Genomic DNA, 24,955 nt, shown 5'->3' on the forward strand with positions numbered 1-24,955 from the left:
GGTAAGATGGGAATAGCTCATGATAAACCTCCGTGTAAGGGTTGTGTGGTAACTTCATTTTACACGAAGATTCATGGGCTTTTTGTTTTTCTTTTTAGGTGTCGCACTTAATATTACAATTCGTCTTTTATAAAAAAGTTTGATCATTTCCTATGTATGTTGCTCCACAATTGCATCCGATTACGTAATAATTTTATTAAAGAAAAGCACTCGGTTAGATTAACATAAAGTCTCAATCGTCAGGTATAAGCACATGGAAAGCTCATATTATTTGTTTCAGCTTCCCTTGCGAATATCGGATCAATGCTCCGCTTTAAGATAGTCAACCAATTTCTCCGCACTTTTCTTAACATCTTCTTTTGAAAGGTTAAGTGCCCCATATTGCTTAAACGTAGGAAGAAAACGCATGCCTGTATAGTTAGCAGTGGCTTGAAAAGGTCGGGTGAGTTCGCTGATCGTAACATTATAGTCTCCGCCAGCTTGATAATCAGATTCCTGTGCGCCTATGGAGATAGCTAAAAGTAATTCTTTTCCATGCAATTTTGTTCCTCCAGTTCCATAAGCCCAGCCATGTGTTAACACATCATCTTCCCATTGTTTGAGTAATGCGGGACTGCTGTACCAATATATTGGGAACTGAAAAACGATACGCTCATGATCTAACAGAAGCTGCTGCTCTTTTTCTACATCAATGGTGAAATTAGGGTATTTACCGTACAGATCATGAACCGTAATGTCATTCTCTTGCTTTAAACGATTCATCCAGGTTTTGTTGACAACAGACGTTTCCAAATTAGGGTGAATAACGATAACTAATATTTTCATTTGACTGATTATCCTTTCTTCCCTGATTAGTTATTCTTGCATCTCCGATAATGAATTGATCTAATCTCAAAATAGCAATTTCCATAAATTAAATACTGTTTCTTTGTTTATATATTCGAGAGATGTGACCGTCAAGAAAAATGGGCTCTTACGCAATTTTGGTGATTTTGTTTCTAAGTTTCCCTTATGGGTAAAGACCTATAAGGGGTGATTATAAAATGATTTTAGCAGACGAGTCTACTTATAACCTTCAATTGCTACATCAGCAGAAGGGGGAAGGGCAATTCTCTTTTGTTATGAAATTATTATCAAAAAATGCAGGTTGTCCTAAGTGTTCTACCTTATCAACGCGTAAGCATAGCCACTATACACGTATTCTAAAGGATGTACCATTAGACGATAAGGAAGTTCATATCCTTCTATGTTCAAACAAATGGTTTTGCGATCAGCCTGACTGTTCTGCTCGTATATTTACGGAACGTTTACCTTGGCTAGAAGCTTATCGTAGAAAAACCAAGCGCTTAGAAGAAAAGTTAACGCAACTTGCTTTTTCAATGAGTTGTCTCCAAGCTGAAAAGGTCTGTCAGAATCTCTGTATGTCTGTCAGTCATGATGCATTATTATCTTTAATCTATCGTAAAGAGGTGGTGAAGTCGCCTTCTCCCTTTCGTCGGATTGGATGACTTCGCTTGGAGGAAAGGTCATCATTATGGCACTTTATTATGTGACTTAAAAACACATGAACCTGTTGATTTATTAGAAAACCGAGAGGAAGAAACGGTGAGAAAATGGTTCACTGAACATCCTTCTACTCTTATGGTTAGTCGTGACCGATCACGTACATTTCGACTGGCTATTGAACGGGCTAATGACTCCATCATTCAAATAAGCGACCGCTTTCACCTTGTTCACAATTTAGGTTTCTTACTAGATAGAGTCCTATCTAAGGAATTGCCTGCGAAAATGAGAACAAACCATGTTTCTTCTCAGCCTATGGAAAGTTCAGCAACGTCTATTCTTACGAAGCAAGAAAGGAAACGGGAACACAATGAACAGAAGAAATGGGAATTGGCCCAACAGGTACAATCAATACGTAAAAAGGGGTTACCCATCCAGCGAATTGCCCGTATGTTTCACCTCAGCCGAAGAACGGTCACTAAGTATATCGACATGAAAGAACCACCAAATACTCAACGTGGATATCGTCCTTCTTCTATTGATCCATATATAGACGATTTAAAGGAGCTCGTCAGTCTTGGATATACTGTTAAAGGCATAGAAGAGACCTTACGAAACAAAGGATATAAGGGAAGTTATTCCGCTATTCGTACTCGTGTTCAAGACTTACGAAGAGACAGAAAGCGTGCAGCAGATGAGGAAAATATCATAACAAGAAAGCATGTGAGGTCGCTTTTTTGGAAGCCACTTATAGAGTTAAAATCATCCAAAAGAGAAACGCTTAATCAGGTCCTTGCACGTTTTCCGAGGACAAAAGAACTTTATGGTTTCGTACAGCTATTTCGAGATATGATCACTACAAAAGATGTAAATATATTTAATTATTTACTTTCGATGGAGAAGAACTATAAGCTAAAGGACATTGTTTTATTTATAGTAAAACTACGGGAAGAAAAGAATTCTATCCGAACAGCCTTAACTTATACCTACAGTAATGCTATTTTGGAAGGGAATATTAATCGTTTAAAAACCATAAAGCGATTGTTATATGGACGCGCAAGTTTAACTCTCTTAAAAAAGCGAATTCTTTATAGACTGTAAAAAAATTAATCCATGCATTCAATGAAGAATTCGTAGGTTTTCACCAAAATTGCGTAAGAGCCCTCAAATTGCACTTTCACTTCATCAGTAATATTAATACCAACCTGATATCCATTGGCTATTTTCACTTTTCTAGGGCGACCTACTTTTTCTTTTGTTAAATCTTTTGCTTTCCCTTTGCCTCCAGAATTTGAGTAATCGGGTAATAAAGCATTCTTGGTCATACCTCGCTGCCAATAACGGCTTAATAACTTTTTGATCTTAAATGGACTTAGATTAGTTTTTTCTGCAATCTCTCGAATTTTCTTTTCTCTACCTTGCTTTTGAAGAAGCATCTCCATGCGTTGCAAACAATGTTGTTGAATGATTTCCAAGTCTTCTTCACGTTTACGGATTTGTACTTCTGTTAAATCAATATCTGAAACAACTTTTGCATATGGATCACTAACAACGATTAGTTCACTTTGCTGAATTTCCGTTGCTAGGTTTGAATATATTTCTTTCTTAGGCATCGAACTTGTCGCATCAATATTTACAATAAAAACATGCGGTTCTTCCATTTCGATAATACGTATTCGCTTAGAATCGGCAGTATATTGAAGCACTTGATTAATATAAATCATCCGTATTTCACCTTTTTCAGTTTGCTTTCATCAATGGATTTGATATCAATTTGTTGCTCTAAATTTAACGGTTTAAGCATGTCAATAACGATGATTTTTTGAGCAAGCAAATGATAAAAGAGTGTTACACCACTCCCAAAAGGTAAATGGGTATCGGTATCAAATTCATTCGTAATTGTACGGATATTTTGTTTGTTATTTAGTAGCCTTTGCATTAAAGATAAGGATAAATCTTCAATATGCGGTGAACTCATTTCCTGGAATATATCATAATCTCGAATGTCATAATAATCATGAATGTAGCCAATGTTTCGTGCCATTGTTTTAGATATCTCTTCCTCTGTAACAATGGTCCAATCTATATCCTTCCGTTGCCAATACTCTCTTTCAATCTCAAATTTTTCAAGTACACGTTCCTTCAGTAATTCATCCTTCATTTTGATTGTACGAGCTACTTCAAACACACCTTTCCCTTTATCAGCTGTTAATAAAAAATCCGTTGTCATCACAATAGGATCACCAGTTTTAGGATCAGTAGGATGTTTAATACCTAACTCATCCGCAATAACAATGGTTTCTTCTAATGGTAATAAAGGAAATTGTTCTCGGATATCAACAATTTGGTTTGAATATTCAGTTATATAAAAGTAATTTCTCTCCAAATCTGACAGAAATTCATGCTGTCTGTTTGTTTTTATTCCTTTTAAACGAGTGGAACGACCCTTTGAAGATACATCTTGAATCTTCAACCAAGGTTTATATTCTACTCCAATACCGGTCCCTCGACCTTGTTTAATCCACTGTTCAATCTCAGATGTTCTTTTTCTTTTTGACATAAAAACACCCCTTTAGATAATCATATCCAAAGGGGTAAAACGGTGCAACTTTTTTATAAACGGTGCAACTTTATTTCAAACCTACAATTTGTGTAGCTTTGAAATAAAGTTTGACCAAAAATACTTCTGAAATGTCTATGTTAACGTCAATCTAATAAAATTCATTTTAAAAAAAGATTGATCAAAACAGCCGTTCACTTTATGAGACATTACACATTTTTTATAACAAAGTTTGATCAAAATCCAAGATGTTTTTGGCTCTCCATCATTTAATTGTGTTTTTATCTGTTTTTATAAGAAATTTTTAATTTCCCATAACTATTATTATATACTTTCCCTTCTTTGGGATAAGTAAATTTTAATCCAGACCAAATACCATTGATGCTCAAGCATTTACTTTCAACAAGACCAAAATCATAACCTAATCTGATAACAGTTTTCATATTTAGATCTGTTCCTAATTTGCCACCTTTTGGCCAAGAAACCCATAACATTCCACTAGGCTTTAAGTAGAGCTTCAGTTTGGGAAAATGCTCGTTAAATTCCGCTTGATTTTCAGTGAATAGATGTATATAGTCAAATCTTCCATTTAATTCTATTGATATATCAAGAGGTGGTAATCCAATATTTTCTATTGCTTCAATATCCGCATTTTTAAAGAATGCTTTTGTATTTTCTTTAACACCCATTTTTAAAGCTACTGTTTTTTTCATTTATGAACATCCCTTTCTTTTATGTAAACTCTTTTCTCTAAAAACCCCTCCAATCATTTAGGAGTCGGCTTACTCTCTTTGTGATTATTTTATGATTTTAAGTTACTCTTCTAATTCATCAATAATGTCGTATACATCATGCAATTCTAATGATTATTTCCACAAGGTGGTTCAGCGCCTGGCCTTCTTCATCAACTTTGGAAGTGATTGACCGCGTTTTGCCAAATCCTTGTATTGAAATTCATTTTTATCAATATCTTCCTTAGTCCAATACATATTTTTTATCACTTTCTCTGATCCGCTTTAGATGTAGGTCAAGATCCTGCAACACATCCAGATTTTCCTCCTGCTCTATCCAGTACAACTTCTTTGCCAAATTCCTGTCGAAAAGAACAAATTTTACCAAGGACTGTTCAATCGCATAGGTATATCCGTGAAGAAGGTGAAAGGCATTTAGCCACTACGCCATTTCTGTCGAGTGTGTGCTTGCACTAATTTATCAATCACCAATACCCTTAGTTCGGGAATTCAAAATCTCCAAATAGTGCGGATTGTACATGATCCCCAGAACATTCCCAAATGGATCTAACACAGATGCCGTAATGAATCCGGCCTCCCGGCGCACCATTGGTTCATACTCTTTAGCCCCCATAGATAGAAGCTTCTGGAGTGTGGATTCAATGTCGTCGACGTGCCAGAACATAACAGCACCTCCTGGATCTGATGTCGCAGCATTCGGAGAATATTGACGGTCAATGAGTCCTAATTCGTGCTTGTAATCGCCGATTCTGAATTCGGCATAAGCCAATTTGCTATCTTCCCCGTAACGTTCGAAATAAGGTTCTATACCCAGCAGTCGTGTGTACCATGTCTTCGCCTCTTCCACATCATTCGCCCAATAACTGATGGTCGCAAATCCTCGTAACACTTGTTTCGTACTCATACTCGTTCCTCCTCGATTTCTGTCCAGTTCAAGTTAAGTATAAGGGGCGAAAGCTGACAGCTGTATGTCAGTGTTCAAAAAAATGGTATAATAATTTGGAGTGATCGGAAGGGGAGAACACAAGTGAAGATCGAGCGAATGTTATCCATGATCTACACGTTATTGAATCATGAGGTGATTTCTGCTTCGGAATTGGCAGAAAAATACCAGGTGTCGCAGCGGACGATATACCGGGACATTGATACGATCTGCGCAACGGGTATCCCAGTCGTTTCCTATCATGGGGTAAATGGCGGGTACGGGATTATGGATACGTATAAATTGGACAAGAATTTGCTGAGCACATACGATGTCGAAACGCTCTTAGCGATGCTGGGCAGCCTGTCCAACGTGTTCGCAGACGAACAAACGTCGGACACCCTCCGCAAGTTGCAAACGATTCGCGGGGATGGAACGGAAAACGACATCATTTTTGATTTTGAGAGTCGGTGGATAGCCAAACATTCACTGCGTCTGATTAAATCGGCCATCAAATCGCACAAAGTAATCAGTATGGAATATATTAACCTGAAAGGAGAAAGAATGGTTCGTAACGTCGAACCAGTATGTTTGATGTACAGAAACCATACTTGGTATCTGTACGGTTATTGCAGGTTTCGAGAAGCATACCGGGAATTCAGGCTATCGCGCATGGCAAATTTGCAGGCCTTTCCAGAAACATTCCATCAACAACATGCAATGCCCGCACAAATGCGGGAAAAGTACAGCCGCCCCGAACCGGCGACCACACCGGTTGAAGTTAGGGTGCGCTTTTCGTCTTCTTCTCTGGCCTTGGCACTCGATTTTTTCCCTGATAGTGAAAAAATGAATCATGTGGATGGCTCAATTACCCTCATCTTTAAACTGAACTCGCAGGACGAATCAAAATGGTTGATCCCGATGATTGCAAGCTTCGGCGAAGACGCTGAAATAGAAGAACCCGGCGAGTGGAGAACGAAGATCAAGACCATGCTCGAGCATATGCTGACAAAATACAAGGACGCCTGAAAGAACTCACAACAAAGGGACGATCGGGGAACGAAGCAGCATCAATATATATGTTCAGAATCGTGGACGCTAAACCTCCTTGCCCTTAATTTTTATACTTAATTGTTCGTGCTACATCAGTGTTCTCCTTATCCTTGGTTGTAACAACAAAGTCAGTTGTCATGACAATAGGTTCTTGCGTCTTAGGGTCCTTGGGATGCTTAATACCTAGCTCATCAGCAATTAATAACGTTTCTTCAATTGGAAGAAGTGGATATTGTTCACGGATATCAACAACTGAATCGGGATATTCAAATAAATAAAAGTAATTTCGTTCTAAATCTGAAAGAAACTCATATTGCCTTGGAATTTTATTTCCCTTTAAGCGAGTAGATCGGCCAAGTGAGGATACTTCTTGAATGTTTAGCCATTTCAGACCCCCAGTATGGTATACTTCAGCTATATATTTGTGATAAGTTTTCATAATTGGCCATGATTAATCCACGTTAATTTGTCAGAATAAAAAAACAACCCTTCAAGTGTAGCTTTGGAATAAAGTTTGATCATTTTCTGCTCATCTATTCCGTTAAAGCATATTCTTAATGAGTAAAAGAGGGATCACAAAGACCCCACTCTAACTATTTCGTTTTCTTAACAGGAACCCAAATTTCCGTTATATCGTTACTCCCTTCCAGTGTTATAAGAATTTACTAAATAAAATTCCAGCCCAATTTCGAATCCCTTTACTACTATGTTTTGCTTTTGCTATGGTAATTCCTTGAGTTTTGAAGTATGCTAATGACTTAGTAGCCCAAGTGCCACTAGCATTGACAAGATTCATAAGCAAGTGATTATAAATTGTACTCCAATCTTGTTTGGTAGGAGATGATAAAATAAGTGTAGATAGGGAACGACGTTCACGTTCTACCTCGATAATATTAAACCGTCCCCCATCCATCATAAATACCTCAGCGATCACATAACGTCTTTTTGTAACGCCGTCACTAAGCTTTGTAAACTTCCGCTCTCCTAACCCCTCTGGTAACACATCCATAAATGTCTGAATTGCTTTTACTTCTGAGTACTGCTCCAATATTTTTAGGACATTTATAAAGTCCTGCAGCTCCCCTTGAACTTGGATCTCATGCAACATTTGGTGTTCCAATCCTCTTTCAAGTTGTTGTCCACCGACATCTGCTGTAGAACGAATGGAATCGTTGACGCCGTAGTATCTTTTGGTGTTTTCATCCTCTTCCATACGCTGCTTTGAAAAGCCACGTTTTATCCGTTTGACGTTTGGGACTGAAGTATATTCATGTCTCAACCGATTCATTTGCACAAGATCAAAGGCATCTGTAGATCCATCTACTTCTTCATCTAATGTAAAACCTTCTTGCTTGTCGGTTTTATTTAAAGTACGATATGTATATTTCTTTGCCTCTTTCGACTTCACTTTATCTTGTATTTCTGGGTGTGAAAGGGAGATGTTGTCATATGGAATATGCTTATTTTTTACATTAACGATTTGTAATACCGTCCACGTGCTTCTATTTTCCTTTACACGAACAGTTATTGTAATCGGTTGTGTAAGTCTCCATTCAAATTTCAACGTCTGCTCCTGTAACCACGTGAAAGCAATATTTTCATATACTTGTCGTAAATCACGATTGGTTAACAGCCACACCAATTGATACACAAATGCTGTCGCAGCTTATCGAGATGTTTTTCTAAGTTCGATAAGATTCCAAGGCGTTTTCCAACAATCGAAACGGTGATTCGAACAGGCTTGTCTAGCATGATGAGTTCTTTATATAGCCTTTTGACTTTGGAACAGTATTCACGGTCACGAACTTCCCAATCCACAGTTGTTTTTGGTTTTTCCTTCACGCGAATGTTGGGCAACTGGTTAAATAACCATTCCTTATCGTGGCGATATAAGTAGGTGTATTCCTTTTGAAAACGTTCTCTAATTTGTGTTCTTGAATCATAAGGATATAGTTGTATCCCTTCAAGTAATTTTTGTCGGTACTGCTGTAACGTTGGAGGAATGACTATGCTTTCAACCTCTTCTTTTTGCCTATCCATGGATAATAAATACCTCTTCACAGTCTTAGAATCAACTCCAAGCATTTCAGCCATTGCTCTTATGCTAAGATCCTCGTTTTTTGCTATGACTAGTAACTTGTCCATCCAGACATCCCCAAACGCTTTTACACGTCCAATACGGCATTTATCTTCGTTCGATTTATCAGGGTCCTCTCTAGCATAAATGAAACCACAGGAACACTTAAACGTACCAATGGGGGCGGTTGATTTAAAATCCCTTGTAATATCTACATGGTTGATAACGAGTTGCTTATAATGATCAGCAGCTTTATTTAAACATGGCCACAGACCGTTCCCAAAAGGACCTTCATCTTCTCCAACATGCAAAAACTCCTCTACATCTTTGTCTAAAAAATACAGAAAGAATAGATGGCGCAAAGGATGCACATGGCGCTTTTCATTGCGGGTTAATACCTTTAACCAATTGTATCCATTTTCCTCAATTAGCCCCGAATCGTGCTTTTCTAAAAACTCTTTTGGAAACTTTGCTTGGAAGGCTTCAAATAACTCATTTTGCCTTATTCGATTTGAAGGAGTAAGCAAATTCTTTTCTCTGAGGAGCAATCGGTACCTTTTAAAGACTGTCTCACGTGAGAACGCTTTTATATCAACATTCAATAATTGATATGCCATTTGTGCTAGCTTAACTTGAATATCAATATGATCAGAAAATTTCACTTCCTGTAAAATAGAAAAATCTATTCTTTTTGCCTCAAAGCGAATAAACTTGATTCGACTTTGCTTGGTAAAATCCTCTGGATATTTTCTTAGTTGTAAATAATGATGTGCACATATGTCTATACCTTGTAGTTGGTGTTCCCTATGTATGTATGGTTCACCGTATGTATCAATATCAGATTGAGCACATCGTGAACAATAGTATAAACCGTCTCTCTTGCAAATACCTCCGGCAACCATGCCCAGCCGTGTATAAAGACCCTTTCCATCACCTTGGACATCATGCATAATATCTTGCTGTCGATGCTTGGAAAGGAACGGGGCATAAAACGGGTAAATGGTATGTTTCGCTAGTAAATTCTCTACTGAAAAATGATTTCCCATCTGTCCAGCCAAGGAATGAAAATGACTACCAGTCTCTACACTTGGTATCACAGAACGACTTTGAAATACTTCTTCCAACGTATCTTTGTAATCAATATTTCCACTGTAAAAGTGATAACGTGCTATTGCTGAATAAATCAATTCATCTGGATATGGATCAGTAAAGAACGGCAGCATCTGATTCCCTCCTAGTAGGGGTACCGCCAACATTTCGGAAATTTTGTACGCTAACTGAGCAAAAAAAAGTCGTATTCCTCTAATGCTAAGGAATCGACTTTTTAATTTAGCTTGTACAGCTAACGTCCCCTTTTAGTTTACTTTAGCTTGAGAATTATTTTCCCTTTAGCTTTTCCATTCTCTGAATATACCAATGCTTCGTTCGCTTTGTCAAAAGCGAAAACACGATCTATAATCGGTTTAATTTTCTCGGTTTCAAGTAGTTCAGATAGAATCTTTAATTGCTTTCCACTATGTTGCATAAAAAGAAATGTGTATTCTATATCATGTTTCTTTTCTAATTTCGTTATTTTAGAACTGGCTAATGAGAGAATTATTTTCTTAATTAGACCAAGTCCCATTTCTTTTGCGAAACGACCATTCGGAGTTCCAGCGATAGAAACGATTTTACCTCCCTTTTTTACAGAATGAAAAGACTTTTCCAATGTCACTCCACCGATACTATCAATTATGGCATCATAATTCTTTATAATTTCTTCAAAATTCTCTTTCTTATAATTGATGACTTTATCTGCTCCTAGTGACTTAACTAAATCACTACCATCGCTAGCTGTTGTGGCAACAATTGCCCCCATTTCTTTTGCTAATTGGATCGCAAATGTTCCTACTCCACCAGAACCAGCGTGAATGAGGATTTTTTGCCCTTTTTTTATACTCAATATGTCATGAAGAGCTTGGTAGGATGTTAGTCCAACTAGTGGAATTGAAGCAGCTTCTTCAAATGTAAGATTTTTAGGTTTCAAGGCAATATCTTCTTCATGAACAGAAAAGTACTCCGTAAATGTCCCCATGTTCTCCGCACGAGGACGACCGTACACTTCATCCCCTACCTTAAACTTATTTACATCTTTTCCTACTTTGGTTATTATCCCACTGAAATCATTTCCCAACGTCAAAGGCATATTGTATTTTAACAATAATTTTAGTTCTCCCTTCCGCACCTTTGTATCAAGTGGATTAATGCTTGCTGCATGAACTTCAACTAGAACTTCGCTGTTTCCAACTAGTGGTATAGGTCGTTCAATAAAGGTAGGGGATTCATTATATCCTTTTATTGCAAATGCTCTCATTATAAAACACCTCATTATTAAATTTCGATAATCAAAATTGTTTATCTAATTTCTCTTTATTCGTTAATTGTAGCTTTGGAATAAAGTTTGATCAAAATGGATGGGGTTGGTTTTGAGATAGATTTAGTTTTTATAAAAAAGATTGATCAAAAGTTTCCATAAGCCTTGCTACAACAATATTTTTTTAGAATTACCTTACTAAAACGGTGCAACTTTTTTGCAACCGGTATAACTTTATTGTAAACGGTACATCTTTTTTGTAACCGATACAACTTTATTTGTAATTAACACTTTAAAAGACCTGTTTCGGTACTACTTTTGTTTATGCCTGGTTCGCATCGTCGACTAGTTGGGTGTATTCTATTTTCATGTATTTATATAACGGCAATGATTCCAAAGCCGTTTTTAATTCGTCATCGCTGTCAGCAATACAAAGAGACCAATGCTCATCTCTAGTGTGGGAAAGGTAAAAAGTGTTGATCAAACCCTGTTCCACTAATTCAGCAAATCGTGTTTGTTCCGCAGGTAACAATTCAGCAATTTCTTCCTCAGTTGCTGATGGATCAATTTTAATATGACCGAGAAAACGCAAGTTAAATCCCTCCTAAACATAATTAATCGAAAATTTCATTGAAACAATTGTGGGTACAGGGAAGGGACTCCCCCTGCAAGGCCTTGTTGTAGATTCCGGCTTGTATCATCAGCAATAATTTCGTAGAGGCCAGTTTCGATTCCATCAATCGCGATCTTGGCGATTTCCTTTGGACTAGCCTTAGGTGCTTCGATACCAGCTGTCAAATCCGTGTCCATGAACGCTACATGCAATCCGGCAACCTTAATGTTTTTAGGGGCCAACTCCAAGCGTAATGCATTTGTTACTCCCCACTGAGCAGATTTTGCTGCTGAATACGCGCCTGAATCACCGGTATTGAACCAAGATAATGCAGATAGAATATTTAGGATCGAGCCTCCTCCATTTTTTTCAATAACTGGTGCAAAAGCACGAACCATTGAAATTGTACCGAAAACATTGGTGTTGAATTCAACATGAATATCTTCCAGTTCTCCTGCGAAAAGGGATGCACCTGTTGCGGTACCAGCATTGTTAATCAGGAGGGTTGCATCCCCAGCTACCTCAGCCGCTGCCATGATGGATTTCGAATCAGTAATATCGAGCTGCAGCGGTATAGCACCTGGTAGGTCGATTGATGCTGGGTTTCTTGCTCCAGCGTATACTTTGGCTCCTCTTGCTAGAAGCTCAAGAGCCAATTGTTTACCTAAACCACGATTTGAACCACTGACAATAGCAACTTGTTTTGAAATATTCATTTTTATTTCTCCCTTATTTTAGAATTATCGTTCTTGAATTTTTGCGCACGCAGTCATTTTTTACATCTGAGTGCTTTACCACACAAGTAAATTACTTACCAGACATCATATCGTTAACTTGATTTACAAGAATGTTCTCGTTCGGACCCGGATTGTTACGATACATTTTCGCGGACTCAACCAGAACTTCATTCGTATCTGTACCAAGTACCTTCATCGTTTCTTCAATGAATGCAGTAAGTGGCATCGCATTGGCATCGTAATTAATCATTTGTGTTTGAACCAATGGCGGTGCAATCTCCAGTACTTTCACCGAGGTGTCCTTTAAAATGTAGCGTTGGGTGAGTGTATAGGAATGCAGCGCTGCTTTTGTCGCAGAATATACAGCCCCTTGAGCCACGGGTACGAATCCGAGTATTGAAGTTGTATTGATGATATAAGCTTCTTTTTTGGATTTCAGATGTTCCTGCAATGCAGCCGCCATACGAATTGGACCAAGCAGATTGGTGGTAACTGTTTGAACCAGTGTATCATCGTCAACCAACCCGGTCGGATCTTCAGGAGTATATACACCGGCGTTGTTAAACAATACATTAAGATCTGGGTATTCATTCATTAAGTGCTGGGCAACTGAGTTTACGCTTGCGGGGTCTTGAATATTCAGTTCCACTGCAGACATGCCAGGGTTCGCTTGAATGGTATCCTCTAAGCGCTCTTTGCTCCGTCCAGAGATAATAACTTTGTTTCCAAGTTTGTGAAATGCCTCCGCTAGCCCTCGTCCAATTCCAGAACCGCCGCCTGTGATAAAAATCGTATTGCCAGTTAATTTCATTTTCTTAACCTCCTTAGTTTATAGCAAATGAACCTGAGTTTCACTTCTGCCCATCGTTAAGAGAATAATGATTCTAGTTATCCTAAAAAAATATTTATAAGTCCTATAACCTACCCTCTCAATTTACTCATTGTCTAGTGATCTAGATCAACGATCTACATGTTCTGTACGTGCTCTTATTTGACCCGTCATCATCTTACGAGGTAAAAGACGAGGTAAAGATGTAATGAACCGATGAATTGCACCTGGGATGATGAGTGTCTTGCCACGTAAGAAATCACGATATGCTTCATCTGCCACAACTCCTACTTCCATAACCCCGCTTTGATATAGTTTGGAAGATCCTACATCTGAACGATCGACAAAACCAGTTGCTGTTGGACCTGGGCAAAGTGCCGTCACAGTCACACCCGAATCGGACAATTCATTTTCCAATGCCTCTGTGAATGAAAGGACGTATGCTTTTGTAGCAAAATATACTGCCATTAGGGGTCCAGGGTAAAAAGATCCTACAGATGCCACATTCATTATACCGCCTTGACGCCGCTTTATATCTGGAAGAAAAATCTTCGTCATAATTGTCAAAGCTTTGATATTGACATCAATCATATTCATTTCTTTATCCAAATCTCTTTCTAAAAATGAACCGTACATGCCGAAACCTGCATTATTAACTAGGTAGTCGACGGTAATTCCATTAATTTTGAGATCAGCAGCTATTTCTTCAGCCACTCCAGGTACCGATACATCTTTCACAAATACCTTAACTTGAACTCCGTACTTCTCTCTATATTCTTTAGCCAATTTAACTAGCTTCGCTTCGCTCCTTGCTACAAGAATCATGTTATTACCATCTTTAGCAAAGCGATCAGCTAATTCTTTTCCAATTCCACCTGAAGCTCCAGTAATAAGAACTGTTTTTTTCATCTTCATTCCACCTAATATATAATTTGAGTTTCACAACTGAAATAACGTTGAAGTAGGAGTGCAAAGAATGAGAGCATTATCAAGAACGCTCATTCTAAAATTAATAAAAAAATGCAATTTGATACTAATTTGTTAAAAAATTAGTATCCTTTCAGCAGTCTTATTGAAGTATTCACCAAGTTATTTAACTTTTCTTTTGAAATCGATGTTCTTGCCATGACTCTTACACCAATTGAAAGAGCGTTCAGATATTCAGCCATTTCTTTTGCATCTAAATCACTAGAAAACTCTTCATTTTGCTGTCCCCAAATAATAATCTTCTGAAAAAGTTCCTCAGTCGTGATAAAAGATTCTACAGATTTAGTATCTACGTCTAAATCATGAGCAGCTAATTCTGTCGATGAATTAACTATTAAACAGCCCGAAGGCTTTCCTTCCTCATCGACAATCATAAAATGGAGAATAATCTCAATAGCTTCCCTTGCAGTATTTGTAATAATTTTTTTTGAAAGGGCTGTTTCAACTTTGTTACAATAACGATCCATAGCCTGTATAAAAAGTGAACGTTTATCACCAAATGTATCATATATACTTCTACGGTGAATGCCCATCTTCTCAACAAGGTCACTCATTGATGTCTTCTCATAGCCTAGTTCCCAGAAAAGATTCATTGCTTTATCTAGTACTTCGCTCACTTCAAACTCTTTACTTCTAGCCATCTAGTTTACCTCCTAACTTCAATTTAACATAACTAGAACGTTCAGTAAAGTATTACTAAAAAAAGAAAAATGTTTAAAATTAGTTTCAATCGATAGTTTGGGCTTATTTCTTCTCTTTTGTATAATTGGTTTTAACCATAACTCGTAAACCAACAAGGTTAATATGCAACAATTTTGACGTAATATGTGGATCTAGTTCTTCTTTTAATTCGCCATTCTTCTGTCCATCTAAAAGTACTTTCTCAAACATCATTTCAGTAGTTTTAAACATCTTTGTAACCATATGATTAATGTCTTGGTCTATTAAGGATAACTCAACTGCTGAATTGACTGTTAGACATCCAGTTGGAAAGCAGCCGAATCAGCGGATTGAATAACGAAGTTAAAAATCTCACGAATAGCCTGTTTTACTGAACTAGAATGCCTAATAATGTCGGTAAACGAAATAGTGACAAACTCCTCATAAAACGTTAGTGAAGCTGAAAAGAGTGATCGTTTGTCTCCAAAAGTATCATAGATACTTTTTCGATGAATCCCCATATGGTCAACCAGTTCTTGCATAGATGTTTTTTCATAACCTTGTTTCCAAAAAAGTTCCATCACCTTTTTAAGGACGACTTTTTCATCGAATTTTCTATTTCTAGCCATATTAACCTTCCTCTAATTACTTAACTTTTTTTAGAACGATCATTCAATTAATACTATAACTCATTTTAGAACGATTGGTCAAGTATAGCGGGAGGATGTGTTTATTTACTAGATAAAAAACTCAAGATGGATTATTAAATAATCAATATATTTGTTAAACCTCCGTTAGTTACACAAGAAAAATCTCACCTTACAGTTAATTGGTTATTTACGATTTGGATTTTTTTCTGATGTTACGTTATCCCACGCCTATAATTTGAACGTGTTCTCCCACAACATATTCTTCCTCATAAATAATTTATATTCCTCTTAGAATTAGTTCCAAAAACGGACGTTTACGGTACTAATAATCACTTTATCAAAAAACAACCTATTTGTATTAATTCATAGAACCAAAACTCATTCCCAAAATCAAAGTAATATTTTTAATATCTAACACCGTTTTTGGTGCTAATATAGGGTTATAAACAACTTTTGCAGGTGATGAATGATGATATTTGGTTATGCACGTGTAAGTACGGAGGAACAAAACTTAGATATGCAAATTGATGTACTTACAAAATTTAGAGTAGAAAAAATTTATAAAGAAAAATTGACCGGAACTAGAAAAGATAGACCCCAACTAGAAGAACTTCTTAAAGTCTTACGCAGTGGAGACAAAATTGTTGTATATAAACTTGATCGTATTTCGCGTTCTACAAAACATCTAATTGAACTTAGTGAATTATTCAATGATTTGGGAGTAGATTTTGTCTCTATTAATGACAGTATTGACACTTCAACTGCAATGGGTAAGTTTTTTTTTCGTACAATGGCAAGTATTGCAGAGTTAGAACGAGATATTATTAGTGAAAGAACAAAATCCGGTCTTCAAGCAGCAAGATCCAGAGGAAGGAAAGGTGGTAGACCTACAAAGAAAAAAGATAAAGTAGAAATGGCAATTAAAATGTATAAAAGCAAGGATTATACAATCAATCAAATAACAGAAGCAACGGGAATCAGCAAAACCTCACTGTATAGATATTTAGACAAAGTAAATTAGGTTCATACAAAAATTATTTATAAGGATTGATTTAACTTGAGTGTGAAAGAACTGCTGACACCAGAACAGCGAAAGGAAATTTTAAACCTTACTAATTTATCAGAATTTGAATTTACTTCTTTTTACAGTCTATCGGACTATGATATTGATGTTATAAATCGTCATAGAAGAGATCATAATCGATTAGGGTTCGCCCTCCAATTATGTATTCTTAGGAATCCTGGTTGTACTTTAATTAATATGTTAGAAATACCCGATAACCTTATTAAATACGTAGCTAATCAAATTAATGTAGATCCAGATGTTTACTCTTCATATGCTCAACGTGATACAACTAGGCGTGAGCATTTAGAAGAAATACGTCAAGTATATGGATATAGAAACTTTAATAACAGTGATTATCGTACGATTTCTAATGCTCTTTTAAAATCCGCATTGGAAAATGGAAATACTATGTTTCTAGTACGTACTGCAATCGATATATTAAGAAGGGAAAAAATAATCCTTCCTGCAATACCAACAATTGAGAGAATGGTTTGGTTAGCAAGAACACGTGCAGAGAAAAAAATATATGCCATACTAACAAGTAATCTTTCTAAAAAACATAAGCGTGGACTAGAAAAGTTGATTGATTTAACGGTAAACAATAATAAAACTCAATTAGCTTGGCTACGGGAAATTCCCGGACAGTCGTCACCAGATTCTTTTTTAAAGGTCATACAAAGATTACAGTACATTAAAGAAATGAATATTACAGTCGATACGGCATTAATACACCCCAATAGACTTTTACAATTGGCACGAATTGGGGCAAGATATGAACCACATTCTTTTAGAAGATTTAAAGAAGATAAAAGATATGCATTATTGGTCGCCCACTTAATAACTCTGTCTCAAGACTTAACTGACCACGCCATTGAAATTCATGATAGACAAATGATGGTGTTACAAGCAAAAGGCAGAAAAACTCAAGAGGAAATGCAAAAACAAAATGGCAAATCCGTTAATGAAAAAGTTGTACACTATGCAGATATAGGGACAGCTTTAATTACAGCAAAAGAACAAGGAATTGACCCATTTGTGGCACTAGAGCAAGTCATGCCTTGGGAGAAAATTGTAGAATCGATTGAAGAAGCTAAATTATTATCAAGACCAATGGATTATGATTACCTCGATCTAATAAAAACTCGATATAACTATTTAAGGAAATATACTCCAAGCCTGTTGGATTCTTTAAAGTTCAAATCTACTAAATCAGCAGAGCCTTTATTGAAAGCATTAGATACCATACGCGAATTAAATGATTCTGGAAAAAGGAAAATCCCTGATGGTTCATCTTTGAGTTTTGTTCCTAAACGTTGGCAAAAACATGTTTTTGATGATGAAGGTAACATAAATCGTCAATATTATGAAATGGCTGCCTTAACGGAACTTAAAAACTATATCCGTTCTGGTGATGTTTGGGTTGAGGGTAGTCGATTACATAAGGATTTTGAAGAATATTTAGTTTCAAAGGATGATTGGGGAAAAGCAAAGGTTAAAGGGACTAATATAGCTGTTAATGTAAGTTTTGAACAGTATATACAGGAAAGGTGTGGAACTTTAAATACTAAGCTTCAATGGATTTCGAAAAATATTGATAAAGTTGAAAGTATTAACATTGAAAAACAAAAGATACATGTTGAGAGACTACAAGCAGATACTCCCGAAGAATCTAGAAATTTCAGTTTAGCTCTTTATAATATGCTTCCAAGAGTTAAACTCACTGATTTATTAATGGAAGTTGCTGAATGGACTGGATTTGAAGAGTCATTTGTTCATGCTTCTTCAAATCATCCACCTAAAGGTGAGGAAAAATCTATTGTAATGGCTACATTAATGGCGATGAGTACGAATATTGGATTAACTAAAATGGCAGAAGCAACTCCTGATATTTCATATCGCCAGATGGCCAATGTTATGCAATGGAGATTACATGAAGATGCTATGACTCGTGCTCAAGCTACACTAGTAAATTATCAGCACCGTTTATCATTAGCTTCATATTGGGGAGATGGGACAACATCATCTTCTGATGGTATGCGTGTTCCTGTCGGTGTATCATCATTACATGCAGATTCAAATCCGCATTACGGAACTGGGAAAGGTACAACCATTTATCGTTTTACAAGTGATCAGTTTTCTTCCTTTTATGCAAAAGTTATTAATACAAATGCACGGGATGCCGTACATGTGATAGATGGATTATTACATCATGAATCTGAGCTTACAATTGAAGAGCATTACACTGATACAGCCGGATACACAGATCAAGTTTTCGGATTAAGTCATTTGTTAGGATTTCGTTTTGCGCCAAGACTAAGAGATATAAGTGACACAAAATTATATACCATTTCTTCTCCTAATGATTTTCTAAATATAAAAGGCATACTTCGAGGCAAGATTAACACAAACGTTATTAAAGAGAATTTTGATGATGTACTAAGGTTGGCACATTCAATTCGAGAAGGAAGAGTTTCTGGATCATTAATCATGGGGAAACTAGGTTCATATGCAAGACAAAACAAAATTGCCACAGCTCTTCGAGAGATTGGGAGAATTGAAAAAACCATCTTTATTCTTGATTATATTACGAATGAAACATTAAGAAGAAGGATACATCGTGGACTGAATAAAGGAGAAGCCATGAATGGATTAGCTAGGGCTTTATTCTTTGGTAAACGTGGTGAATTCAGAGAGCGTGGCATACAAGATCAACTACAAAGAGCTAGTGCATTAAATATATTAATCAATGCAATAAACGTATGGAATACCGTGTATTTAAGTGAAGTGACAAAAGAATTTAAGAAGAATAATATCCTTAAAGAAGAATTACTTCCACATATTTCACCTTTAGGATGGGAACATATTAATTTTCTTGGAGAATATAAATTTGATTCAAATAGATTACCAGCTAATTCACTAAGACCCTTAAATAAAAACTAACCAATAACATAAGCCAAATTCCTTAACGTACAGGGATTTGGCTTTTTTTGTGTCGAATTATGCTTAGCGTACAAAATTTCCGAAATGTTGGCGGTACCCCTAGTAGAATTCCTCCAATGGATTTTTGATGTATCCATTAGCCTTCAATAATTCATAAGGGTGCTGCTTTTTGTCCAGTGCTCTGTTTCTTAGCTTCAGTAATGGCAGAACCTCTGCCTTTTGCACATTTGCCTTTGCCTTTTGATCTTTCTTTTGTTGATTTAACGCAATCGCCTGCTCAATCACATTTGATTTAAACTGGTGAAAATCAGTGTCAAGTGGATTTTCCTCCACAATTTTTAGTGCCAATTTTTTAATGTCCTTATCTTTCAATCGATCGAAAATACCAAGGGCAGCTACTTCAACAGTTAAATTTCCAATCGTGTCTTGTCGTTTATACTCAATTGTATTTTGGCGCTCTTTAAACTCCTCCTGAATACGTCCTGCTATTTCCGTGTTCCGCTTATGATTCAGCATGACTTCATCCAGATTGATCATGATATCTTCATATTTCATCATGTCTGCCAAATTGTTCGTTCGAATAGCGTTCATCATTGGTTGAATAGTTTGCATATCTTCTTGGGCAGTCTTTTTTAATACTTGTGGTGTGATGATTTCATCCGGATTATTCTCATCAAATAACGCTCGTTCTTGCGCTAGAATAAACAAATTGACAGCGACAGCAGTAATTCCTTGGCACTCATAGTAAAATGTCTTTTTCGTATTCTCTGTAAGCTCGGAATAGGACTTTAAGCACTGTAATTCCCAAAGCGTTTCAAGGAAGAACTCCCATTCTTCACTATCCCCCACCATACGATCCCAAATAATAGCTCCATCACTTGCAGCCCGTCTAGCCTGCCTGAAGTTCCCCTTAAATAGCTTTTGTGCCTTAGAAGTGCCAATTAAGACCGTGGGAATGCCCACTGTATTAGACAGTGTTACAAAAAAATTCAGCATTTCTTCCTGATCATTTTTTGAATGCAGTAAGTGTTGGATTTCATCAATGACTAAAACACCAATGCCATACATACTCGCCAGTGATGTCATGTGCAACAACATTGTCGATGTGACTCGATTCAAATAACCGTATTTTTCTAAATATCTCGTACCTAGTAAATCATCAATCGCCTTAAAGAAGCTTTTACAAAGCGTCGATAAACTTCCATCGTATGGACAATCGATTTTAAGCCAAACAATTTGTGTTCGATTAAAAGGTTGTCCCTCATAAGTTTCATGTTTAATCACTTGTGGATACATGAGCAGTAAACGTTCAATTGCAGTTGTTTTACCAATCCCAGAGATACCTATAATTGAAAGGCTGTCAGCTGTAGAGCGAATATAATTTAAACGCTCCTTGATATGTTTATGTGCAAGATCATCTTCTTCACGTAACTCATGTAACACTCGAACACGCTCTAGAAATGTTGTGTCTAATGGATTTCGTGCTAAATAACCTCGTCGAATCAAAGTGGACAACCGACGTTCCACCTCAAAATGAATCGGCAATGGCTGGATAAAGTTCCTGACACGTTTTAATACGTGATAACGAATATTGGATTCACTTAATTTATCTTGCTCACTAATTCGTGGGGTCACCATAAATCGCTCTAACACTTCATCCTCACTGAAAATCGATGGAAGGGCTTCGATGAAAGGATTATTGGTGTATTCACTTAAAAGCTGTTCCTTATAGACACCTTTCTCAAATTCTCCCTTTAAGACAACCATGTCATTTATTTTTCCCAAGTTCCTCATCTCGCTTCTTCTTTAGTTTTTGCATTAGGCGTGAGGTTGATTTCTTCTGTGGTGTCTCATCAAACTTCTCTTTTGTAGCGAAGTCGATTACTTCGGCTGATTCACTAACCTTATCAGCTGATAAATCAAATTTTTCAGATTCACGGTTTAATAGTTTTTCAACATCCTTGTTATGGCGAATAGAAGCTATTTTGGCTTTCTTACTCGTCGGTTGATTGGAAGATTGTTTTTTGTTTTTTACAGCTTTCATAATAATCTCTTCCATTGCCGCATCTGTATTTACCGTAAGTTGAATTTGATTTGTACTTTCTATTTCTTCTAGTTCATTCCGAAGTTGTTGTTGAAAGACAATTTCCTCCAAGAAATCTCCTTTATGTTGCTGACTTGGTTCTAACAAAATACACGTTTCAAAGCCCATTCCGTCATCGTGGGGAATATAGATTTTTTCAACGTTTCGTGGATCATAAACAACTTCTACACTTCTATTTTTCAACTTCAAATACCAATTTTCTTCCATCGCTCTTTGAGATCCATATAAGAGATTTTTAAACTTGATGCCAGCTCTTGAAATTGTTCCCTTACCACGTGGTAGCACATTCAGACGAAGAATATTTTTATCAATTGTTCTTAGCCTCCCTGAGCGATTTTGAATCCCCCCAATTCCATAAATTAATTGGCGTTGGAACTAATCCTTCTGCAACCATTTCTTTTTCAACTGGGTATTTTTCAATGACTTTTTGGTTGTGATGCAGCGCCATTGTAATAATAAGAGCCGTAAATTCCTTTAAATTCAACGTAGCATCCAGCCGATAATCTCGATCCCCACGCTCCCGATATTCCTTTTGAATCGCTCCAGGTGCTTTTTGCTTTATCTTCCCGTTAAACGTACGAAATCTCCTTTCAACAATCCCTTTCAAATCTCCACGGTAAGCCGTAGTATTCTCAATTTTAATATTAAGATTGTTAATTAAGTTGTCTACCGAATAACCTTCAAACTCACCTCGGTCAGCAATAATAATTTCAGGCAAATGATGTGTTGGCCATTGTTCAGGGGTGATATCAATTCCATATTGCTTACAAAATTCTACTTTGTCTGCAACCATATTATCTAATGCCATCATGGCACCAATCCATGATGGACCTTCTAGTCCAACGTAGAGACCTGTGATTATACGTGAATACACATCTAATACTGCATAAATAACCGGTCGCCCAATTACTTTATTTACATCAAGCGAGCTAACTAAATAAATGTCTGCAATGGTTGCGTCAATCTGGAATCTAGTTCCAGGACCGTTTGTCTCTGATTTAGAATTACTTAAAATCGGACGATGCTTCAATTCATACTCTTTCGTACTTTTACGAAACTGAATATCTTTTTTTGGGTCTTCAAGCTTTTTAAACCAATAGTAAAACTGATGATATGAGGGAGTTCGGGTAGCATCCCAAAGACGGTATTTCAGCTCACCGCTTTCCTTATAGCGATCAGAATAGAAGTCACGTAGCATAAAATTATAAACATCTTTTAAAGAGTAGTTATTCTTTTTCCTGTAGTACTTATTGATAACGTGTTCAATTTGAACCTTTACTTCTTCTGTAATGTTAATACCGGTTTGATATTCATTATTTATATTTATTCTTCTAGGACGACCAACCTTTGCATTTGTTAGAGCTTTTGCTCTCCCTTTACCACCTGAACTAGAGTAGTCAGGTAACATGGCGTTTTTGGTCATGCCACGCTGCCAATAGCGAGTTAGTAGCTTTTTAACCTTTGTCTTGCCCAAGTTGCTCTCTTGAACGATTTCACGAATCTTGCTTTCTCTTCCTTGTTTTTGGAGCAAATCTGGCATATTGGGGACACAGTATTTTTGTATATTTCCCCAATCTTCTTCGCGCTTACGAATCTGCACTTCTGTTAAATCAGCTTCGGAAATCACTTTTGCATAAGGATCACTAATCGCTAACAGTTCACCTTGCTTGATATCTGTGGTTAGACTAGAGTATAGCTCTTTACGTGGCATAGCACTGCTCGTGTCAATATTTACTATATAGACATGCGGTTCTTCCATATCTATTACCCGAATTCTTTTTGAATCTGTTACATATTGAAATACCTGATTAATATAAATCATCCGTATTTCACCTTCTCCAATTTACTTTCATCAATATACTTAATATCAATTGATTGCTCTAAATCAATTGCCTTGTACATATCTGTAACCATTATTTTTTTAGCAAGCAAATGATAAAACAACGTGACACCACTTCCAAAAGGCAAGTGTGTATCTGCATCAAACTCACTAGTGATTTCTCGGATACTTCGTGAACTATTCAACAAACGATTCATAAGAGACATTGATAAATCCTCTATATGTTGGTTAGCCATTTCTCGATATACATCATAGCTCCGAATATCAAAATAATCATGGATATAACTAATATTTCTAGCCACGATCTTATCAATTTCTTCCTCTGTTACAATACCCCAACTAATGCCTTTACGCTCCCAGTATTCACGTTCAATTTCGAATTTCTCTAACACACGTTCTTCTAATAGCTTGTCTTTCATTTTGATAGTATGAGCGACTTCAAATACACCCTCTCCCTTATCAACTGTTAATAAAAAGTCCGTTGTCATAACAATTGGATCGCCTGTTTTTGGATCAGCTGGGTGTTTTATTCCAAGCGCTTCCGCAATGACAATCGTCTCTTCTTGTGGTAATAAAGGAAATTGTTCACGAATATCTAAGACAACATCGGAAAATTCAGTCAAATAAAAGTAATTTCGTTCCAAATCCGATAAAAACTCATGTTGTCTACTGTCATTTTGTCTTATTGTTTTGAGTTCATCCCCCACCCCTCAAACCCCCTCTCCTCCAACGCTCAACCCCCATTTCCCCCTCTTTTCCACAACCCAATCTGTAATAATGTTTTGAGCCAAAACAGCCCTTTCCCCACCCATAATATGGAATGAAAACTTATGAAAATGCTAAATAGTTTTGAGTTGAAAAACCCCCGACAAAAACAACGGTGGAAGAGATCGAAGGGAAATTTTGCGTGTTCCTACTCCCTTAAAGATCGTGTAAAAAGAGCGAAAAAGAACCGAAGATATCTCCTTCACCGCAAGAAAGAAAGCTCGAGAAAACATGAGAAAGAACGCCTGAAAAGATCGGAGAAAAAGAGTGCTTGAAGGCTTGTTGTGACAACGTTTGTAGGTCTTAAAGGCATGAGGAAGAGAGTCGAGAAAAACGCCTGGAAAGCGTCTTTAAGGCGTGGAAAAAGAGCGTGGGGAAAGAGCGTGAGGGAATGCGCTGTGGTTTCAGAAAGGAAAGAAGTAAGCGTCAAATAGTCCCCACCTATGGCCAAGATGGGGACTATAGTAAAATCTAGTTATCAGTTTTCACATAACAATGCTCTGGTAGAGTTTCGGACCAAGGCAGTAGCTGATCGATTGTTTTT

21 protein-coding genes and 3 pseudogenes are annotated in these 24,955 nt (G+C 36.9%); 5 read left to right on the forward strand and 19 right to left on the reverse strand.

Annotation, left to right across the window (positions count from 1 at the left end; translation table 11 throughout):
• Positions 1-300: 300 nt before the first annotated feature.
• Positions 301-825, reverse strand: a complete 525-nt coding sequence (locus MW695_RS21075) for an NAD(P)H-dependent oxidoreductase (protein WP_247107456.1) — start codon at positions 823-825, stop codon at positions 301-303.
• A gap of 218 nt (positions 826-1,043) precedes the next feature.
• Between MW695_RS21075 and MW695_RS21080 the strand changes: the two genes are divergently transcribed.
• Both MW695_RS21080 and MW695_RS21085 read left to right on the forward strand, forming a co-directional pair.
• Positions 1,044-1,508, forward strand: a complete 465-nt coding sequence (locus MW695_RS21080) for a transposase family protein (RefSeq protein WP_247107457.1) — start codon at positions 1,044-1,046, stop codon at positions 1,506-1,508.
• A complete protein-coding gene (locus MW695_RS21085) occupies positions 1,501-2,604 on the forward strand; it encodes a transposase (protein WP_247107458.1) in 1,104 nt (367 codons plus the stop codon). Before MW695_RS21080 ends, MW695_RS21085 begins: the two co-directional genes overlap by 8 nt.
• Positions 2,605-2,666: 62 nt before the next feature.
• On the opposite strand, the pseudogene MW695_RS21090 reads toward MW695_RS21085, so the two are convergent.
• The 4 genes and pseudogenes from MW695_RS21090 to MW695_RS21105 all read right to left on the reverse strand — a co-directional run.
• Positions 2,667-3,227, reverse strand: a pseudogene (locus MW695_RS21090) (Mu transposase C-terminal domain-containing protein); the annotation flags it as partial.
• The gene (locus MW695_RS21095) at positions 3,224-4,063 is read right to left on the reverse strand and encodes a TnsA endonuclease N-terminal domain-containing protein (protein ID WP_247107460.1); all 840 of its coding nucleotides are present in this window, start codon (positions 4,061-4,063) and stop codon (positions 3,224-3,226) included. The pseudogene MW695_RS21090 and the gene MW695_RS21095, both read right to left, overlap by 4 nt.
• A gap of 281 nt (positions 4,064-4,344) precedes the next feature.
• Positions 4,345-4,776, reverse strand: a complete 432-nt coding sequence (locus tag MW695_RS21100; RefSeq protein ID WP_247107461.1) for a hypothetical protein — start codon at positions 4,774-4,776, stop codon at positions 4,345-4,347.
• A gap of 499 nt (positions 4,777-5,275) precedes the next feature.
• Positions 5,276-5,719, reverse strand: a complete 444-nt coding sequence (locus MW695_RS21105; protein WP_247107462.1) for a VOC family protein — start codon at positions 5,717-5,719, stop codon at positions 5,276-5,278.
• A 123-nt stretch (positions 5,720-5,842) separates the two neighbouring features.
• On the opposite strand from MW695_RS21105, the gene MW695_RS21110 reads away from it, so the two are divergent.
• Complete coding sequence (locus tag MW695_RS21110) at positions 5,843-6,766, forward strand: helix-turn-helix transcriptional regulator (RefSeq protein ID WP_247107463.1); 924 nt, start codon at positions 5,843-5,845, stop codon at positions 6,764-6,766.
• A gap of 88 nt (positions 6,767-6,854) precedes the next feature.
• Here MW695_RS21110 and MW695_RS21115 read toward each other — a convergent pair.
• From MW695_RS21115 to MW695_RS21165, 11 genes and pseudogenes are all read right to left on the reverse strand, one after another.
• A pseudogene (locus tag MW695_RS21115) lies at positions 6,855-7,229 on the reverse strand (TnsA endonuclease N-terminal domain-containing protein); the annotation flags it as partial.
• Positions 7,230-7,442: 213 nt separating this feature from the next.
• The gene (locus MW695_RS21120) at positions 7,443-8,441 is read right to left on the reverse strand and encodes a Tn7-like element transposition protein TnsE (RefSeq protein WP_247107465.1); all 999 of its coding nucleotides are present in this window, start codon (positions 8,439-8,441) and stop codon (positions 7,443-7,445) included.
• On the reverse strand, positions 8,417-10,090 hold the full coding sequence (locus MW695_RS21125) for a TnsD family transposase (RefSeq protein WP_247107466.1): 1,674 nt from the start codon (positions 10,088-10,090) through the stop codon (positions 8,417-8,419). Before MW695_RS21125 ends, MW695_RS21120 begins: the two co-directional genes overlap by 25 nt.
• 137 nt (positions 10,091-10,227) lie before the next feature.
• Positions 10,228-11,220 (reverse strand): NADP-dependent oxidoreductase, encoded by a 993-nt coding sequence (locus tag MW695_RS21130; protein ID WP_247107467.1) that lies wholly within the window; start codon positions 11,218-11,220, stop codon positions 10,228-10,230.
• A 322-nt stretch (positions 11,221-11,542) separates the two neighbouring features.
• A complete protein-coding gene (locus tag MW695_RS21135) occupies positions 11,543-11,812 on the reverse strand; it encodes a muconolactone Delta-isomerase family protein (RefSeq protein ID WP_247107468.1) in 270 nt (89 codons plus the stop codon).
• 35 nt (positions 11,813-11,847) lie between these two features.
• On the reverse strand, positions 11,848-12,549 hold the full coding sequence (locus MW695_RS21140) for an SDR family oxidoreductase (RefSeq protein WP_247107469.1): 702 nt from the start codon (positions 12,547-12,549) through the stop codon (positions 11,848-11,850).
• 91 nt (positions 12,550-12,640) lie between these two features.
• Positions 12,641-13,381 (reverse strand): SDR family oxidoreductase, encoded by a 741-nt coding sequence (locus tag MW695_RS21145; protein ID WP_247107470.1) that lies wholly within the window; start codon positions 13,379-13,381, stop codon positions 12,641-12,643.
• 147 nt (positions 13,382-13,528) lie between these two features.
• Positions 13,529-14,308: an SDR family NAD(P)-dependent oxidoreductase gene (locus tag MW695_RS21150; RefSeq protein WP_247107471.1), complete on the reverse strand. Its 780-nt coding sequence runs from the start codon at positions 14,306-14,308 to the stop codon at positions 13,529-13,531.
• A gap of 140 nt (positions 14,309-14,448) precedes the next feature.
• A complete protein-coding gene (locus tag MW695_RS21155; RefSeq protein WP_247107472.1) occupies positions 14,449-15,027 on the reverse strand; it encodes a TetR/AcrR family transcriptional regulator in 579 nt (192 codons plus the stop codon).
• A 103-nt stretch (positions 15,028-15,130) separates the two neighbouring features.
• Entirely contained in the window at positions 15,131-15,331 is a 201-nt protein-coding gene (locus MW695_RS21160) for a hypothetical protein (protein WP_483299876.1), read from the reverse strand.
• Between the two features lie 29 nt (positions 15,332-15,360).
• A complete protein-coding gene (locus tag MW695_RS21165; protein WP_247107474.1) occupies positions 15,361-15,675 on the reverse strand; it encodes a TetR/AcrR family transcriptional regulator in 315 nt (104 codons plus the stop codon).
• Between the two features lie 490 nt (positions 15,676-16,165).
• Between MW695_RS21165 and MW695_RS21170 the strand changes: the two genes are divergently transcribed.
• Entirely contained in the window at positions 16,166-16,717 is a 552-nt protein-coding gene (locus MW695_RS21170) for a recombinase family protein (protein ID WP_247107475.1), read from the forward strand.
• A 36-nt stretch (positions 16,718-16,753) separates the two neighbouring features.
• On the forward strand, positions 16,754-19,702 hold the full coding sequence (locus tag MW695_RS21175) for a Tn3 family transposase (RefSeq protein WP_247107476.1): 2,949 nt from the start codon (positions 16,754-16,756) through the stop codon (positions 19,700-19,702).
• Positions 19,703-19,801: 99 nt separating this feature from the next.
• Here the strand turns inward: MW695_RS21175 and MW695_RS21180 are convergent, their stop codons facing one another.
• The 3 genes and pseudogenes from MW695_RS21180 to MW695_RS21190 all read right to left on the reverse strand — a co-directional run bounded on the left by MW695_RS21180 (position 19,802) and on the right by MW695_RS21190 (position 24,353).
• Entirely contained in the window at positions 19,802-21,496 is a 1,695-nt protein-coding gene (locus MW695_RS21180) for an ATP-binding protein (RefSeq protein ID WP_247107477.1), read from the reverse strand.
• Positions 21,471-23,628 (reverse strand): annotated as a pseudogene (locus MW695_RS21185) (Mu transposase C-terminal domain-containing protein). The gene MW695_RS21180 and the pseudogene MW695_RS21185 overlap by 26 nt, the downstream one beginning before the upstream one ends.
• Positions 23,625-24,353, reverse strand: a complete 729-nt coding sequence (locus MW695_RS21190) for a TnsA endonuclease N-terminal domain-containing protein (protein WP_247107478.1) — start codon at positions 24,351-24,353, stop codon at positions 23,625-23,627. The pseudogene MW695_RS21185 and the gene MW695_RS21190 overlap by 4 nt, the downstream one beginning before the upstream one ends.
• Positions 24,354-24,955: the final 602 nt, after the last annotated feature.

The organism is Halalkalibacter sp. APA_J-10(15) (assembly GCF_023017105.1).
Classification (GTDB): Bacteria; Bacillota; Bacilli; order Bacillales; family Bacillaceae_D; genus Halalkalibacter.